The following is a 16,366-nucleotide window of genomic DNA, read 5'->3' as shown; positions in this document are numbered from 1 at the left end:
GTCGCGCCCCCATCCGGGCTGTCGCGGCCTTCACGTTCCATGGCCGTCTTCGGTCGCCGGCAAGGTCCGGCCCGATTGTGCTGCCGTCGAGCGGGGGAGTGTCCCGAGTGGCAAAGGGAGCTGACTGTAAATCAGCCGCCTTATGGCTTCGCAGGTTCGAGTCCTGCCTCCCCCACCAGCCTTCGCTCGCTTCGCGAGCTTCGGCTGGGCAAGCCAGCCAAGAAGACCATTGCGCGAAGCTCGCGAAGGCTGCCACGCCGTAGCCCGAAGGGCGCAGGCGGGCTGTCTCGGAACATCACCCAATCATCTCCCGCACCATCGGCACCACCTTTCGCCCGTAGAGCTCGATGCTCTTCATCAGCTTCTCATGCGGCAGCGGTCCCGCCGAATATTTCAGCTGAAACCGTGCAATGCCGAGCGCCTTGGCCGTCTTTGCGATCTTGCGTGCGACGGTTTCCGGCGAGCCGACATAGAGCGAACCGTGTTCGGCTTCGCTGACGAATTCGTCGCGGCCCATCGGCGGCCAGCCGCGTTCCTTGCCGATACGGTCGCGCATGGCCTTGTAGTCGGGCCACAGCTCCTCGCGCGCCTGCGCGTCGGTCTCGGCGACGTAGCCGGGCGAGTGCACGCCGATCGGCTGCGCGGGGCGGCCGAGTTCTTTGAAGGCGCGGTGATAGAGATCGACGTAAGGCGCGAAGCGCTCGGGATCGCCGCCGATGATGGCGAGCATCAGGGGCAGGTCGCAATGCGCGGCGCGTACCACCGATTGCGGACTGCCGCCGACCCCGATCCAGGTTTTCAGCGTACCGTTCTCGACCGGCGGATAGATCAGCTGCTCCCTCAGCGGCGGACGCAGCTTGCCTTCCCAGCTCACAGGCTTCTGCGGCAAGAGCGCGGCAAACAGGTCCAGCTTCTCCTCGAACAGCTCCTCGTATTTGCGCAGCTCGTAACCAAACAGCGGAAAGGATTCCGTGAACGAGCCGCGCCCCAAGATCACCTCGGCGCGTCCGTTGGACAGCGCATCCAGCGTGGCAAAGCGCTGGAACACGCGGATGGGATCGTCCGAGCTCAGCACCGTCACGGCCGAGCCGAGATGGATGCGCCTGGTGCGTGACGCGATGGCCGCGAGGACGGTCTCGGGAGAGGAGATCGCAAAATCGGCGCGGTGATGCTCGCCGAGCCCGATGAAGTCTATGCCGAGCTCGTCGGCCAGCACCGCCTCGTCGACAACGTTGCGGATCACTTGCGCATGCGGAAGCATTTGGCCTGCGGCGTTCCCAGTGACGTCGCCAAAGGTATCCAGTCCGAATTCGAGCGGTGCGGTCATCGATCAGGTCTCTGTGGGGAGGATCGGCCAGATTTAATGGACGGCCGCCGGGTCACAAGGCGACTTTCGGAAATGCTCGGTTTCCGTCTGTGCGTTATGGGACCTCTGTTGTTCCGATGATCCTGACAGGTCCCGAGGCGAGGCTCTTGTGTCTACCGCCACATTCCCCGCATCCGCGCGCCGATGTCGACCTTTGGTCCGTGCGCCGCAGTGCGCGCCCCAGCCGTGCCGGCTTTCGGCCAGGCCGCGCGCTCGAACAGATGGACCAGTTGCTCCGGGATGAAGCGGGTGCGTGAGGCGTAGACATGGCGGTCGCCCTTGGCGGCCTGGCCGTGGACGAAGAAGCGTTGCGGCACGACGAGGTGCAGATCGTCCTTGGCCCGCGTCATCGCGACGTAGAGCAGGCGGCGCTCCTCCTCGAGCTCGGCGCTGGTGCCGGCGCCGAGATCCGACGGCATGCAGCCGTCGACGACGTTGAGCACGAACACTGACTTCCACTCCTGGCCCTTGGCGGAGTGAATGGTGGAGAGGATCAGATAGTCCTCGTCGCGCAAGGGCGGACCTGATTTGTCGCTGGTCGCATCCGGCGGATCGAGCGTGAGCTCGGTCAGGAATTTTTCGCGCGAGGCATAACCGCTTGCTATCTGCTCGAGCTGCATCAGATCGGCACGGCGCGTCTCGGAGTCTTCGTGGAGGCGATCGAGATGCGGCTCGTACCAGAGACGCACGCGCTCGAGATCGACCGGCCATTCCGAATAGCGCAAATTCTCCACGGTGCGCACGAAGTCGGTCCAGTCCGCGCCTGTGCGCGGAGGCACCGGAAGCTGGCCGAGCGCGTGCAGCGGGTCGGTGCTCTCGGCCATCTGGTCGAGCACGCGCTGGGCGGTGGCGGGCCCGATGCCCGGCAGCAGATGCAGGATGCGAAAACCGGCGACGCGATCGCGCGGGTTCTCGGCAAAGCGCAGCAGCGCCAGCACGTCCTTGACATGCGCGGCGTCGAGGAACTTCAGCCCGCCGAATTTGACGAAGGGAATGTTGCGACGGGTCAGCTCGATCTCGAGCGGGCCGGAATGCGAAGACGTCCGGAACAGCACCGCCTGGTGCTTGAGCAGCGCGCCTTGCTCGCGATAGGCCAACACCTGCTCGACGATATAGCGGGCCTGGTCGGCCTCGTCATGCACGGTGACGAGCTGCGGCTTCTGCGAGGAGGCGCGGTCGGTCCAGAGGTTTTTGGTGAAGCGTTCGCGCGCGAGCCCAATGACGCCGTTGGCCGCCGCGAGCACCGTTTGCGTCGAACGGTAATTGCGATCGAGCGTGATCATTTCCGCGCGCGGCGAAAAACTCTGCGGAAAATCCAGGATGTTGCGCACGGTCGCGGCGCGGAACGAATAGATCGATTGCGCGTCGTCGCCGACAACGGTGAGCCCACGTCCATCGGGCTTCAGCGCCAGCAGGATCGAGGATTGCAGGCGGTTGGTGTCCTGATATTCGTCGACCAGCACATGGTCGAAGCGGCCGCCGATCTCGTCGGCGATCAGCGCATCGCTCATCATCTGCGACCAGTAGAGCAAGAGGTCGTCGTAATCGAGCACGTGCTGGGCCTGCTTGGCCTCGACATAGGCCGCGAACAGCCCCTTCAGCTCGGCGGCCCAGCCCGCGCACCAGGGATAGTGCTGGCCGAGCACTTTTTCGATCTCCATCTCGGCATTGACGCAGCGGGAATAGATCGACAGGCAGGTGCCCTTGGCCGGAAAGCGGCTCTCCATCTTCGACAGGCCGCGCTCGTGCCGGACCAGATTCATCAGGTCGGCGGAATCCTCGCGATCGTGGATGGTGAAGGCGGGATCGACGCCGATCCGCTCGGCATATTCGCGCAACAGCCGCGCGCCGATGCCGTGGAAGGTGCCGGCCCAGGTCAGCGCGTCGCGCATGATCGCGGCGTTGTTCTCGCCCAGCACTTTTCGGGCGATGCGCTCGACGCGGCCGGCCATCTCGGCGGCGGCACGGCGCGAAAATGTCATCAGCAGGATGCGGCGGGGATCGGCACCCGCGACGATCAGATGCGCGACGCGGTGGGCGAGCGTATTGGTCTTGCCGGAGCCGGCGCCGGCAATGACGAGCAGGGGGGCGCCCACGGTCGCGCCATTGGCCACGCCATGCTCCACGGCGCGGCGTTGCTCCGCATTGAGCGTGTCCAGATAACTTGCCACGAATCGCCCCGGTGAAGCCTGCAGAATCAACGATCCCTCGCCGAATCGCAAGGAGCAGCGCTACTTCTGGTTCCTGGCCTTTGGCGGGCTTGTGATCCGCCGACGCTATGCGGCGACGGATGGCAAGACCTGACGGCGCCGCCGCCCGTCAGCCCTTGGTCGCCGTCGCACCGAACCCATCGGCAGGCACGTAGAGCTTGACCGGGCGGATTTCGTAGACGGCACTCGGATTGATCTGGCGCAGCTTGCGCGCTGCCGCGATCGCCTCCTCATCCGTGTCGTATTGGACGAGGTGGAAGCCAAGTAGCTGCTCCTTGGTCTCGGCAAACGGTCCGTCCAGCACGATGCCGGCGCCGGGGCCACGCAAGGTGTGGGCCTTTCTCGTGTCATCCAGACGGGCGGCCGGGCCAAGGTGTCCGCTTGCCCTCAGGGGCGCCTGAACCTCGATGACTTTGGCCACGACGGCAGCGTCCTCCTGCGGCGTCCAGGACAGAATCTCGTCCTCCACGTGATAGGCCAGGATCGCGTATAGCATCTTCACCTCGCTTGTTTTTTGGGCGCGCAGCCCGAAGGACGTATGACTGCCGCGTGGACCGACAATGGCCGGCCCCAAAATATTGCGTTGCGGCGCGGGTGCTCTACACCTCCGGCTATACCGACAACGCCATCGTCCACGAGGGACATCTCGATCCCGGCGTGGCGCTGCTCCCGAAGCCGTACCGGAAGTCCGACCTGTCGCCGAAGATCCGTGAGATGCTCGCGGACGGGCCGCCGCTTCAGGTTATTGCTTGAGCATCATCGTCCCGGAAGACCGCTTCACACTTTTGGGGATCATGCTCCAAGCGGAGCGCGCGACGCCAGCGAAAGCGGCCTGACCAAAGAAAAGGCGCGGCGGGGAGACCCCGTCGCGCCCGATTTCTTGCTCGCTGGTCCAGGGCTGAGAGCGCCCCGATGCCAAGCCCTGATCCAGAGCTTAGCGGGCGATCCCAGCGAGGTGACAGCGCTTGGTAAAAGACACTGGATCACCTCCTTTCGTTGATTGCGGAAGACATCAATATAGGCGGGAAGGCGCCCGCTGTTAAGGGGGCGGCAGCGAGGGACGGAACCGGGCCTGTACGCAAGGCCGGAAAGCCCGCGAAAGCGATCCTGGGGGCAGTTGAGACCGCCGCCCGGCCGTGTTAGGGAGCCGGTGTCGCGGGTGTAGCTCAATGGTAGAGCAGCAGCCTTCCAAGCTGAATACGAGGGTTCGATTCCCTTCACCCGCTCCAGTGTTTTCAATGGCTTACGAATCGCCTTGAAATATTGGGTGTAACTATTCTACCTAGAGTGACATTTATGAATGAAATATCTGAAGCCAATCGAACAACAGCAATGGGCCTGCTTACAGACGCCAAAGAGATGTTGGCGGCGGCAAAGCTGCTGCATGATTCGGATGTCTGGAAGGCTCAGCGTCCGACCTACTACCTGCTCGGTCACTCGATAGAGGTAGCGCTGAAGTCGTTTCTGTTGGCGAACGGGACCAGTCCAGGAACGCTGAAAAAGAAGCTGGGCCACAACTTGGAGAAAACCGCGCGCCGGGTCATCGCCGCTAGGTCAAATTCTGTATCGCCGGTTGTCCAAGAATATCTGCCAGCCATCGACCTGCTGAACCATTACTACCAGGCGAAAGAGCTTGAGTACCGCGTTACCGGTGCAAAAACCTACCCGGCGAAAGAAACGCTGTTCGCATTTCTTGATGCCGTCATTCCGAAAATTGAGCCAGTCGCGTATCAAGCGCTACAGTCAAAATAAAAGCCGCCTTGCGTGCGGCCTTTGAACGAGTCGGTTAGCGTAAACCCCAGCGCCCACTCCCCTTACCAACCGAATAAAACAAGTCTTCGGTCTTATCGTAGTTCTCTGAGTCGCTTGATTTCCGCTCAATCTCTTTTCGTACTGTTGCCTTCTGTGTCGTAGTAAGCGACTTCCCCTTGAGTCGACCCAACTCCGCATAGAGGTCGTCGTAGCTAGCCTCGTTGCCGAGGTTGCGGAATGCTTTTATGATGTAATCCACCCACGTCATGTAAATGCCCCTCCGTGCGAGAAACTTTTACCCCGCTCAAGGGAGGGTATCTATGTTGCAAAAGTAAATGCGATAGGCGAGTGCGACAGTGCCATCCACAGAACGAATCCGCCAACGGCCAGGGCGGCTATGACGGCAGGCCATTCCGGCTTGCCGCTGAATCTCGTTATGACGACCAGCGCCGCGACAGCAGCGATGATACGAATTACGCCAATCGTCATCAAGAACAGAAACCCGACCACGGCTATCACAGCACCACCCCGGCTGCGGCGAGCGCTTCGTTGAAGCGATTCCGGCGATTCCCCTAATGCCAACACGCGGAGGCTGTCCGGCATCGGAATTTTTCCAGCGGCTCGGAGGTTGTCGATGCGTTGTTCGATGTGCTGCAAGGCGTTCACCAACTGCTCATGAGCGTTACAGGCGCGGACGATGAATTCAGCATCAGTCTGACGCTGCTCCCGATCACCGTAGCCGCTGTAATCATCACCCATGATTTCCAGGGCGTAGCCTAGTTCTGGATTGGTCGGTCCTTGGATGAAACAAGGTAAGGTTGGATGCTCGCGAAGCGTCCACGGCAACGTGCTTGGTTCCATACGATCCTTTCGTTAGCGCCGCGCCCACGCGCAGCCACGAAAACAATTTTAATACTCCGGTACTTACAGGTGAGAATAAATTCCGCCGACCGTTGTTTTTGGGTGTAACTTTGGGTGTAAAAAGGCCGGAGTGACCAAGCATCTGAACGGTAACGATAATTCGCGAAAAACGTCGAAAAACCCTATAAAACTAGATGTTTGGAGTGGTTTTTGGTGATGCGGCGTGATGCCCGATTATGTTGGCGGGAAAGCCTTCCAAGCTGAATACGAGGGTTCGATTCCCTTCACCCGCTCCACGATTTTCCATGCCATCCTGTGATTTTGTGCGATTTTGAACGCTGCTGAGCGAGTGACAACAGTCATTTGGGAGAGGCCTTCGCCGAGGCGTAACGCCGGCCGAGGAGGGTGGGCTCACTACTACTTTTTGACCTCGAGCGGACCAAAGGCACGGCTCGAAATTCCCTCCCCAAGTTCAACAAATGTGCCAATTTGCTTCTCGGGGAGCTGGGGGAACCGACTGCATGAGCGAGCTTCGCGACTGGTTGCGCGAGAACAATCTGGAGCAATACGCCGACGCGTTTGAGGCGAACGACATCGACTTAGATGTTCTGGGCGACCTCGATGACCACGATCTCGAGCAACTGGGTCTCTCCCTGGGTAATCGCCGCCGGCTTTTTAAGGCGATCGCGGCGCGTACTGGAGATTCGATCGCAAATTCCTCCTGCGACGAGACTTCCTCGCTGGACAAATCTGCTTCAGCCGCATCGCGGTCCGCTGAAAAATCGTCTGCCGCAGAGAAGTCCGGCTCCGGTGATGCCGAGCGGCGACAAGTGACCGTCATGTTCGCCGATATGGTCGGCTCCACGGCGCTCTCGGCGAAGATCGATCCGGAGCTGCTCGGCGGTGTGATCCGGCGATACCAGGACGCGGTGGCCGGTGCGATCGGGCGTTACGGTGGTTTCGTCGCCAAGTTCATGGGCGATGGCGTGCTGGCCTATTTCGGGTTTCCCCATGCCTTCGAGGATGCTGCTGAACGCGCCGTCCGTGCCGCCATTGGAATTCTGTCGGAAGTCGGCGCAATCGAAATGCCTGATGGAACGCGCGTACAGGCGCGCATCGGCATTGCTACCGGCCTCGTCGTCGTCGGCGAAATCATCGGCACCGGCATGGCGCAGGAGCGGATCATCGTCGGTGAAACGCCCAACCTTGCGGCAAGGCTGCAGGCGCTCGCCGGGCCGGACTGCATCATCGTCAGCGAGTCGACCCAAAAATTGTTGGGCAGCCTTTTCGAACTCACCCACACCGGCGAGCACGAGTTGAAAGGTTTTGCGCGCCCGGTGCCGGCCTGGCGAGTCTGCGGCGAAGCCTCGGTCGAAAGCCGTTTTGCCGCCATCCGCGCCGGAGGCCTGCCGCTGATCGGCCGGGCCCATGAAATGGGCTTGATGCGTGAACGCTGGCATCTGGCGCGGCAGGGCGAAGGCCAGATCGTCACCGTGACCGGCGAAGCCGGCATCGGCAAATCGCGCGTGATCGAGGCGCTGCAGCAAGAGCTTGCGGCCGAAGCTCATGCGCGCATCAATTTGCAATGCTCTCCCTATCACAGCGACAGCGCGCTCTACCCGGTGATCCAGTATCTCAACCGCATCGCCGGCCTTGCGCCTGCCGATCCAGCGGATGTGCGCGCCGAAAAACTCCGCGCCCTCCTTGGCGTGCGGCGCATCGTCAATCCGACGGCGCTGCCGCTTTTGGCCGAGCTGTTGTCGGTCTCGCTGACTGAGGTAGCTCCCGCCGCGTCGCCGGCGCAGCGTAAGGCTACGACGCTCGCGCTGATCGTCGAGATCATGACGCGGACCAGCGACAGCGATCCGGCGCTGATCTTGCTGGAAGACGCACACTGGATCGATGCGACCACGCTCGAACTGATGACGCGATTGGCCGACGGCATCACCCGCGCGCGGCTCCTCGTCATGGTGTCGGCGCGCCCGGATTTCACGCCGCCCTGGCTGTCAAGGCCACACGCGACGCTGATCACACTCGGACGCCTCGGCCGCAGCGAATGCATGCAGGTGGTCGCGAGCGTCGCTGCCGCGCATGGGCTGACGGCGAACACGATCGCCGCGATCATTGCCAAGACCGATGGCGTGCCGCTGTTCGTCGAAGAGCTGACCCGAAGCGTGATGGAATCGGCGGGCGAGGATTCTGTGCCGGCGACGCTGAAGGACTCGTTGATGGCCCGCCTCGACCGCCTCGGCGGTGCCCGCGAGGTGGCCCAGATTGCCGCTGTGATCGGTCGGCAATTCACCTTCGCCTTGCTGGAAGCGGTTGCCGGCAAGCACAGCGACGAACTGGAAGACATGCTGGCAAGGCTGGTTGCCGCGGGAATTGTGTTTCCTGAGGAGCGTGGTATCGAGCGGAGCTTCAACTTCAAGCACGCGCTCGTGCGTGACGCCGCCTATGAAAGCCTGTTGCTGATGCGCCGCCGAGAATGGCACGGGCGCGTCGGTCTTGCGCTGGAGCAGCGTTTTGGCGATGTCGCCGCCAAGGAACCGGAACTGCTGGCCTATCATTTCGGCGAAGCGGGGCAGCACTCTCGCGCTTGCGATTACCGTATGCGTGCCGGCGATCAGGCCGTAAGCCGCTCGGCCTATGTGGAAGCGATCTCGCATTTCACGGCGGGCCTCGAACTCGCCAAGTTCCTGCTGCAACAGAACGGCCTGCGGCGGCAACTAGATTTCTGGCTGAAGCTTGGCTCGGCGTTGTTTGTCGTCCACGGCCTGCAAAGTATTGAGGCCGAAACGGCTTACACCAAAGCTGCCGAGATCGGCCAAGAACTCGGCGACGGCCCCGCGTCCTTTCAGGCCAAATGGGGCCTGTGGATCAACGCCAATCTGCGCCGGAAGACGGCGTTGGCGCGCGACCGCGCCAACGAACTGGTGTCGCTCGCACAACAGTCCGGCGACCGTGAGTTGTTGCTCGAAGCCTACCACTGCCAGCTTTCAACGGCGCATTTTCGTGGCGATGTTCGCGGCGTGCTGGAGGGCGGCCGGCACGCCATCTCGCTCTACGATGTGACGCAGCACCGTCACCTTGCGCACGCGTTTGGCGGTCACGATCCCTGCGTCTGCGCCCATGCGCAATGCGGCAATTCGTGGCAACTCTCGGGCGAGGAACACCAGGCAAAGCAGCACTTCACACAAGCCATCGCACTGGCCGAGACGATTGATCATCCGAACAGTCTTGCGCATGGGCTGCACAGCATCGGCATGGGCCACCAGCTTGGCGGTGACCGCGAGGCTGCCTACGCTGCAGCGCATCGGGCGGCCGCGCTGGCCGATAAATTCGGCCTGCCGCCATGGCGCGCCAGCAGCCTGATCCTGGTCGGGTGGGCTACCGCAAGCGGCGCAGCCGCTGCAGACGCACTGCGGCTGATCGATGCCGAGATCGCCAATGCCACCGCCGCCGGTCCGCTACCGCAATATTATCTCGGCCTCGCAGCCGAAGTTCTGCTTGGAGCGGGCCGACCCGCGGACGCGCTTGGTCATCTCGACCGCGCGATCGCTGGCATCGACGAAGCAGGGGTGGGCATCTATCTACCGGAGATCTATCGTCTGCGCGGTGCATGCCTGTTGGCGCTTGACCGTCGCAACAAGGCTGAAGCGCGATCATCCTTCGCAACTGCCGCCGATATTGCCAAGCGTCAGGGCGCAGTCATCTTCGAGCGACGCGCAGAGGCTTCGTTGTCCGAGCTTGCGATAGAGGGATCATTGGGTTGCGGCTGTTGAACCATGCCTGAAATGTCCGATCATGGCCCAAGGCGCAGCGTCCAATGGCTCCTGGCCACCTCCACGGACCGGTCACTGCGGCAACCCCACGTCTCTCCAGGCATCCGCAAGCGGCTTGAATACCGCAGCGTCAAATTCCGCGACCGCCGCGAACCCGCGGATGGTGAATGACGGCTGATGCTCCAGAACCGACCGAGCGGCCAATTGCGCTGCATCGGCTTCGCCAAGACGGATCAGAGACGCGGCCAGAAGAGCGTAACCGAAGCTGAACCCCGGGTTGATAGCGATGACATTCCGGGCTGCTTCGATAGCCTCTCCGTTCCGCTGTTCATGAAAATGCGCGACCGCAAGCGCCAAGTAGGCCCGATAGTTCAAAGCATCGAATGGGCTGAGACGAATGGCTCGCTCGCCGCGCTCGATGGCGCGCTCCGACCGCCCCATAAAGGCAAGGGCCTGGGCGCTGCAAGCGAGCGCGAAGGCATTGGAGCTGCTCAACTCCAACGCGCGGTCGAACAGCGGCAGTGCGGTCGTTGCATCGTGCTCATTCAGCGCGATGACGAAGGCAGCAACTGCAATCGATGTAGCGTCGTCGTTCCCGCGTGCAACCGCTGTGCGGGCAAGGCGGATCGCCGCGGCGCGATCTTCGGGGTTCAACCCGCCTCGGCTGAAGCGCACATGGAAGCACAACGCCAGAAAGGCCTGCGCGGCACTGTAGTCCGGCTCCAGTCGCAAAGCCTGTTCGAGGAGAGGAATTGCGACCTCGGCCTCCTTCGGCATTGAAGCGTAGACATGCGGCAACGCGCGCAAGACGAGATCGTAGGCGCTGAGATTGCGGGGCCGCTGGCGCTTGACGCGCTCGATCTCAGCTTTCCGCAAATTTGGCTCAATCGCTCCGAGGACACACGTCGTAATCTCGTCCTGAAGCGCAAACACATCGTCTAACAGACGATCGTACTTCTCGGCCCAGAGATGGGCGCCGGTTTCCGCGTCGATCAGCTGCGCGGTAATGCGAATCCGATTGCCTGACTTTCTGACGCCGCCTTCGAGCACGTAGCGAACGCTAAATTTTTCGGCAGCCTCTTTCGCAGCCACCGGCTTGTTCTTGTAAATAAAGCTCGAGTTGCGCGATATCACCGCAAGCCACTTGATGCGTGAGAGACCTGTGATGATCTCCTCAACCATACCGTCTGCAAAATACTCCTGCTCGGGATCTCCGCTCATATTGGCAAACGGCAACACCGCGATCGATGGCTTGTCAGGGAATGCCGGTTCGCCGGTGCCTTGAACGGCTTTGCCCGCGGGCGAGTTCGACCTGCCGGAGGCGTTCAAGACCCAGGCGTAGGTCCTGACCGGCTTGGAAATGTTCTTGAGTTGCTGCTCGCCTCGATCGTCAAACGCGACGTCGAGCTTGCCTTCGATCTCGTCGTGCACCTTGGCGGAAACGAGAATCCCACCCGGATCGGCGAGGCCTTCGAGCCGAGCCGCGATGTTGATGCCCTCCCCATAAAGGTCCCCGTCCTCCTGGACGATGACGTCGCCGAGGTTGATCCCGATCCGCAACCGAATACCGTCGGGTGACGAGGAAAGGCGCTCCTGAATCTCGACCGCGCACTTTGCGGCTGCAATCGGACTGGCGAACTCGGCGAGAACGCCGTCACCCGTGGTCTTGATCAGGCGTCCCAGATGACGAGCAAGGCCCGGCTCGATCACCTCTCGCCTGAGCCGATTGATCTCAGTGTAGGTCGCTTCCTCGGCGCGTTCCATCATCGCGGAGAAGCCAACTACATCGGCTGCCAGAATCGCCGCCAACCGCCTTTGTACCTCGATCATGCGCCCTTCGTTCCCATATGCCCCTATTAGAGCACCCGCTAATAGGTAAGTCACCCCAGTTGGGTGCATTGGCCACTGTGGATATCCATCCTCGTTGAATGTTCGCTTTGCAGGCCCGCTTAAGCACAAATGCGAAGCGCGAATATCAGGCTCGATGAGACGACAAGCGACAGGTTGAAGCGGCGCGAACACGCCTGCACTGTTGCGTGGACCTGTCGCACCTGCACGGCCACGGGGCCGCATTGACTGACGAGCCTAAAGGAAAGCTTGTCGTGATGATCTTTCCTGAGCGCCCGCGGCGAGACGCTCCTCCACCGCTGGTGCCGATTGCGCCGCGCTCGATGCGGCCGTTGCGCTGGAACGCGGCTTGGCGCCGTTACGCCGCTTTCCTGCGGCTCTTCGGCTTCGCCTTCTTGTCCGGAGATGCTTTCTCCAAAGCCGGGCGCGCGCCGGGCCCGGGATGGACATGAACTTCCTTGGCTGAAAGCGGCTCGCCGCATTCCGAGCAGACCATCACGGGATCGAACACCTTGCCGCACTTGCGGTGCTCATGCAGCAAGGGGCGTCCGCGTACGTCGACCATGTGGGTGTCGCCCCAATGGACGATCGCCATCATGATCGGATAGAGATCGAGGCCCTTTTGCGTCAGGATATACTCGTGACGTTTGGGCGATTCCTGATACGGAATGCGGCGCAGCACGCCCTGCCGAACCAGCTTTTTCAGCCGCTCCGCGAGCAAGTGGCGGGTGATTCCGAGTGCTGACTGAAACCCCTCGAAGCGGCGCGTTCGCAAGAAGCATTCGCGGAGGATCAGAAGCGTCCAACGGTCGCCGATCACGCCGATCGTGCGGGCCATCGAACACGGCTCTTCCTCCAGTTCATCCCATTTCATTCCTGCTCTCCGGTCGCCGGCGCTTGTTCCCACGCGAATCATCCAAGGGAACTGCAGCCGTCGTTACCATTCTAGATAGGTACTGAATTGCAAACAATACCCCGGCGGTGGGTTAAAATCGGCATAATTCTGCACAGATTTGACAGTTCAATTTTAGAACTGTATGAACGAATGGGTACGAGGGCTCGCCCAGAGAGCCGCAAACTCGGCCATTCTTTTCGCTCTACGGGAGGAGCTGACATGCCCCTGAAAGTTGAATTCCTGTTCGATTTCGGCAGCCCGAACGCGTACCTCGCGGAACTGGTCCTTCCGGGGATCGAGCGGCGCACCGGCGTGAAATTCGAATATGTCCCGGTACTGCTCGGCGGCATCTTCAAGGGGACAGGCAACATGTCCCCGTTCGACTCGCTTCGTGGCATCAAGAACAAGCCTGAATACCAGGCGCTGGAAACCCAGCGCTTCATTCGGCGCCACAACGCGACGAAATTTCAACAGAATCCCTTCTTTCCGGTCAACACGCTGATGTTGATGCGCGGCGCCGTCGCGGCGCAGCTCGAAGGCGTGTTCGAACCCTACTTCCGCGCAGCCTATCACCACATGTGGGAGGAGCCGAAGAAGATGGACGACCTCGAAACCTTCCGCAGCGCATTCATCTCCTCGGGCATCGACATCGACCGGTTGATTGCGCGTGCGCAGCAGGACGACGTCAAGAAGGGGTTGATCGATCGGACCACCGACGCGGTCAACCGCGGAGCGTTCGGCTCGCCGACTTTCTTCGTCGGAAAGGAAATGTTCTTCGGCAAGGACCAGCTTCGCGACGTCGAGGAATCGATCTTCGAACAGACCAGCCAGCCGGTACCAGAGACGGCATAAGACGAAAGCAAATTCGTCGATGCCCGTTTGCGAAAAGAGAATTCAGGGAGAATGTCATGCCTGGCCCACTCAACGGCGTTCGTGTCCTCGATCTGACAGGCGTGGTCTCGGGCCCGTTCGCGACGATGTTCCTGGCGGACCAGGGCGCTGACGTCCTGAAGATCGAGCCGATTGGCGGCGATATCACCCGGCGCAGCCGCGCCACCATTGACAAGGATGGCGAGTTCTCGGCGCTGTTCATTTCTTCAAACCGCGGCAAGCGCTCGCTGTCGATTGACGTCAAGAGCGCGGCCGGCCGTGAGGTTCTCGCCAAGCTGGTCGCGCAGGCCGATGTCCTGGTGCAGAATTTCAGGCCCGGCACGATGGATCGCCTCGGTCTTGGCGTCGATGCGTTGCGCCAGCGTCATCCGCGCATGATCTATGTCTCGATCAGCGGTGTCGGCGATACCGGACCGTATGTGAAGAAGCGCGTTTACGACCCAATCATTCAGGGCCTGTCGGGCTTCGCCGATATCCAGTCGCAGCCGGTCACCAACCGTCCGCAGATGATCCGCACCATCGTATGCGACAAGACCACCGCCGTATTCACCGCGCAGGCTGTGGCAGCGGCGCTCTATGCCCGCGAGAAGACGGGGCAGGGTGATCATATCCAGGTCGCGATGCTGGATGCGATGATCTCGTATCTATGGCCCGAAGGCATGATGCAATACACAGTCGTAGGTGCCGAGACCGCGGCGGCCGATCCTAACGATCGACCGGATCTCGTATTCAAGACCAGCGACGGATACATCACCGCCGGTACCATCTCGGATTCCGAATGGCAGGGGTTCTGCCGGGCCTCCGGCGATCCCGAGCTTGCCAAGGATCCCCGATTTGCGACGCCGTCGGCACGCTCGGTCAACGCTACGGCACGCATCAACAAGATGGCGGAATATATCGGCCAGCACACCACGGCCGAATGGCTGGAGCGCCTGGATGCCGCCGACGTCCCTTGCGCGCCGATCCTGCGGCGCGGCGAAATCATTCACAATGAACAGGTGGTGGCGCGCGGTATCATCGCGGAGTTCGATCAGCCAAAGGTCGGGCGGGTGCGGCAGCCGAAGCCGGCCGCACGGTTCGAGGTCAACGAGGCCGCAATTGGCGGGCCTGCTCCGAGGGTCGGCGAGCACTCGCGCGACGTGCTGCGCGAACTCGGTTACGACGACGGCGCCATCGACGAGATGGTCGCCGAACGCAGCGTCCGCGTAGCGGTCTAACTCAGATTTGCGTGCGCGAGCGGCGGGTGGATTCTAAAGTTTCGCCGGCGCCGGCGTGACCGGTGCCATCGGGACATTTGCCGCGACGGCGCGCTGAAAGGCGTCCCGTTTCCTGATGCGCTCGAGATAGGGCTGAGCGTTGTCGCAAATGCCGACGCCATAGGCGATGGCCCACTCAAGGCAGGTCGTAAGCAGGATGTCGGCGCTGGTAAACCGCTCGCCCATCAGGAATTGTCGGCCATCTGCGAGCGCGACTTCGACATGGCGCAACTGCTGGCGAAAATATTCGCCGGCCTTGGCAACGACCTCGGGCGCAATTCCATAGATCGGACCGAGCGCATCGGCCCGATGGCGGCGCATCACGTAGAGGCTGGTTGAATCCAGCTCTGCGACGATAAAGAAACACCACTCCAGCCAGGCGGCATAGTCGCGGTTGGTTTCCGGAATCAGCGAGCGTTCTGTCGTGGAATACATTCGCGACAAATAGGCAACGATCGCCGCGCTCTCGCCGATGCAGAAGTCGCCGTCCTGAAGCAGCGGAATCTTCTGGCGCGGATTGAGCTTGGTGTACTCGGTTGTCTTGGTCTCGCCCGTTCGCGGCCCAATGGGCTTTGTCTCGTAGACGAGGCCCAGTTCGTGCATGGCCCAATGCGGACGAATGGTGCGGCTTGTCCCGACGCCCCACAGGGTCAGGTTTGGTGTCGCGCTCATGCTACCACTTCTCCACGGACGGACGAAGATCGAGCTCGTGGGTCCAGCCATCCCTGCTTTGCTGGTGGGTGAACCAATAGGCATCGGCAATGGACGACGTTTTGGTCAGGCTATCTGCGGGAATTTCGCTTGCCTCGATCCCCTTCGCCGCTTTCATGCGCTGATGAATAGCTTCGCTGTCGACGCCGGCATCGATCAGGAGATGCACGACATGAATATTCTTCGGTCCGAGCTCGCGCGCCATTGCCTGAGCCACTGCGCGAAGGCCGAACTTCGCCGATGAAAATGCAGCAAACCCAGGCCCACCGCGCACACTGGCCGTCGCGCCCGTAAAGAAGATGGTGCCGTGTCCGCGCGGAAGCATGACGCGCGCAGCCTCACGTCCGACCAGGAATCCGCCGTAGCAAGCGAGTTCCCAGGCTTTGAAGAACAGCTTCTCTGTCGTGTCGAGCAGCGGCTTGTTGACGTTCGAGCCGGCATTGTAGAGGCAGACCTCGATGGGCCCGAGATCGTTCTCGATCCGTGCGAATATGCCTTGGACCTCAGCTTCCTGGCGGGCATCGACGCTGAATGCGTGAACGTCATGCCCCTCAGCCCTCAGCTCGGCGACAAGTCCCTGCGATTTGGACGCATCACGCCTGCAGATGCAGACCGTATAGCCGCCCTTGGCAAATCGGCGGGCGACCGCTGCCCCAATGGCGTCGCCAGCGCCCACAAGTATCGCTACACCGCGGTTCGCAGCCATTCCGTCTCTCCCATTCAAGTTCTTATTTGATACTATAATGCTAGCTGCCTCGTGGCGCATTGTAAACGATGGTCTTTGACGTCGAGCA

13 protein-coding genes and 2 tRNA genes are annotated in these 16,366 nt (G+C 61.5%); 7 read left to right on the top strand and 8 right to left on the bottom strand.

The window, feature by feature from the left end; translation table 11 throughout:
* The first annotated feature begins 92 nt into the window (after positions 1–92).
* Positions 93–178: transfer RNA gene (locus ABIA96_RS25495), tRNA-Tyr, on the top strand.
* A 117-nt stretch (positions 179–295) separates the two neighbouring features.
* Here ABIA96_RS25495 and ABIA96_RS25490 read toward each other — a convergent pair.
* The 3 genes from ABIA96_RS25490 to ABIA96_RS25480 all read right to left on the bottom strand — a co-directional run bounded on the left by ABIA96_RS25490 (position 296) and on the right by ABIA96_RS25480 (position 4,072).
* Positions 296–1,327: an LLM class flavin-dependent oxidoreductase gene (locus ABIA96_RS25490; RefSeq protein WP_354139788.1), complete on the bottom strand. Its 1,032-nt coding sequence runs from the start codon at positions 1,325–1,327 to the stop codon at positions 296–298.
* A 152-nt stretch (positions 1,328–1,479) separates the two neighbouring features.
* Complete coding sequence (locus tag ABIA96_RS25485) at positions 1,480–3,537, bottom strand: ATP-dependent helicase (protein ID WP_354139787.1); 2,058 nt, start codon at positions 3,535–3,537, stop codon at positions 1,480–1,482.
* 148 nt (positions 3,538–3,685) lie between these two features.
* On the bottom strand, positions 3,686–4,072 hold the full coding sequence (locus ABIA96_RS25480) for a YciI family protein (RefSeq protein ID WP_354139786.1): 387 nt from the start codon (positions 4,070–4,072) through the stop codon (positions 3,686–3,688).
* Between the two features lie 53 nt (positions 4,073–4,125).
* Here ABIA96_RS25480 and ABIA96_RS25475 point away from each other — a divergent pair, with 53 nt between their 5' ends.
* From ABIA96_RS25475 to ABIA96_RS25465, 3 genes are all read left to right on the top strand, one after another.
* Positions 4,126–4,329, top strand: coding sequence for a response regulator (locus tag ABIA96_RS25475; RefSeq protein WP_354139820.1), 204 nt, complete (start codon positions 4,126–4,128; stop codon positions 4,327–4,329).
* A gap of 402 nt (positions 4,330–4,731) precedes the next feature.
* Positions 4,732–4,805: transfer RNA gene (locus tag ABIA96_RS25470), tRNA-Gly, on the top strand.
* Positions 4,806–4,872: 67 nt separating this feature from the next.
* Positions 4,873–5,328: a hypothetical protein gene (locus ABIA96_RS25465; protein WP_354139785.1), complete on the top strand. Its 456-nt coding sequence runs from the start codon at positions 4,873–4,875 to the stop codon at positions 5,326–5,328.
* Positions 5,329–5,646: 318 nt separating this feature from the next.
* Here the strand turns inward: ABIA96_RS25465 and ABIA96_RS25460 are convergent, their stop codons facing one another.
* Positions 5,647–6,189: a hypothetical protein gene (locus tag ABIA96_RS25460; RefSeq protein ID WP_354139784.1), complete on the bottom strand. Its 543-nt coding sequence runs from the start codon at positions 6,187–6,189 to the stop codon at positions 5,647–5,649.
* 521 nt (positions 6,190–6,710) lie between these two features.
* Between ABIA96_RS25460 and ABIA96_RS25455 the strand changes: the two genes are divergently transcribed.
* Positions 6,711–9,971, top strand: a complete 3,261-nt coding sequence (locus ABIA96_RS25455; RefSeq protein ID WP_354139783.1) for an ATP-binding protein — start codon at positions 6,711–6,713, stop codon at positions 9,969–9,971.
* 72 nt (positions 9,972–10,043) lie between these two features.
* On the opposite strand, the gene ABIA96_RS25450 is transcribed toward ABIA96_RS25455, so the two are convergent.
* Together ABIA96_RS25450 and ABIA96_RS25445 are read right to left on the bottom strand one after the other, a co-directional pair.
* Entirely contained in the window at positions 10,044–11,993 is a 1,950-nt protein-coding gene (locus ABIA96_RS25450) for an adenylate/guanylate cyclase domain-containing protein (protein WP_354139782.1), read from the bottom strand.
* Positions 11,994–12,177: 184 nt separating this feature from the next.
* Positions 12,178–12,693 (bottom strand): winged helix-turn-helix transcriptional regulator, encoded by a 516-nt coding sequence (locus ABIA96_RS25445; RefSeq protein ID WP_354139781.1) that lies wholly within the window; start codon positions 12,691–12,693, stop codon positions 12,178–12,180.
* A gap of 240 nt (positions 12,694–12,933) precedes the next feature.
* Between ABIA96_RS25445 and ABIA96_RS25440 the strand changes: the two genes are divergently transcribed.
* Complete coding sequence (locus ABIA96_RS25440) at positions 12,934–13,566, top strand: 2-hydroxychromene-2-carboxylate isomerase (RefSeq protein ID WP_354139780.1); 633 nt, start codon at positions 12,934–12,936, stop codon at positions 13,564–13,566.
* A gap of 56 nt (positions 13,567–13,622) precedes the next feature.
* Complete coding sequence (locus tag ABIA96_RS25435; protein ID WP_354139779.1) at positions 13,623–14,822, top strand: CaiB/BaiF CoA transferase family protein; 1,200 nt, start codon at positions 13,623–13,625, stop codon at positions 14,820–14,822.
* 33 nt (positions 14,823–14,855) lie between these two features.
* Here the strand turns inward: ABIA96_RS25435 and ABIA96_RS25430 are convergent, their stop codons facing one another.
* Both ABIA96_RS25430 and ABIA96_RS25425 read right to left on the bottom strand, forming a co-directional pair.
* Positions 14,856–15,533: a glutathione S-transferase family protein gene (locus tag ABIA96_RS25430; RefSeq protein ID WP_354139778.1), complete on the bottom strand. Its 678-nt coding sequence runs from the start codon at positions 15,531–15,533 to the stop codon at positions 14,856–14,858.
* Position 15,534: 1 nt separating this feature from the next.
* Complete coding sequence (locus ABIA96_RS25425; RefSeq protein WP_354139777.1) at positions 15,535–16,278, bottom strand: SDR family NAD(P)-dependent oxidoreductase; 744 nt, start codon at positions 16,276–16,278, stop codon at positions 15,535–15,537.
* Positions 16,279–16,366 lie beyond the last annotated feature (88 nt).

The organism is Bradyrhizobium sp. LB11.1 (assembly GCF_040549385.1).
GTDB lineage: Bacteria > Pseudomonadota > Alphaproteobacteria > Rhizobiales > Xanthobacteraceae > Bradyrhizobium.
Note: the sequence above shows the minus strand (reverse complement) of the source record. Positions and strands in the feature narration are given on the sequence as shown.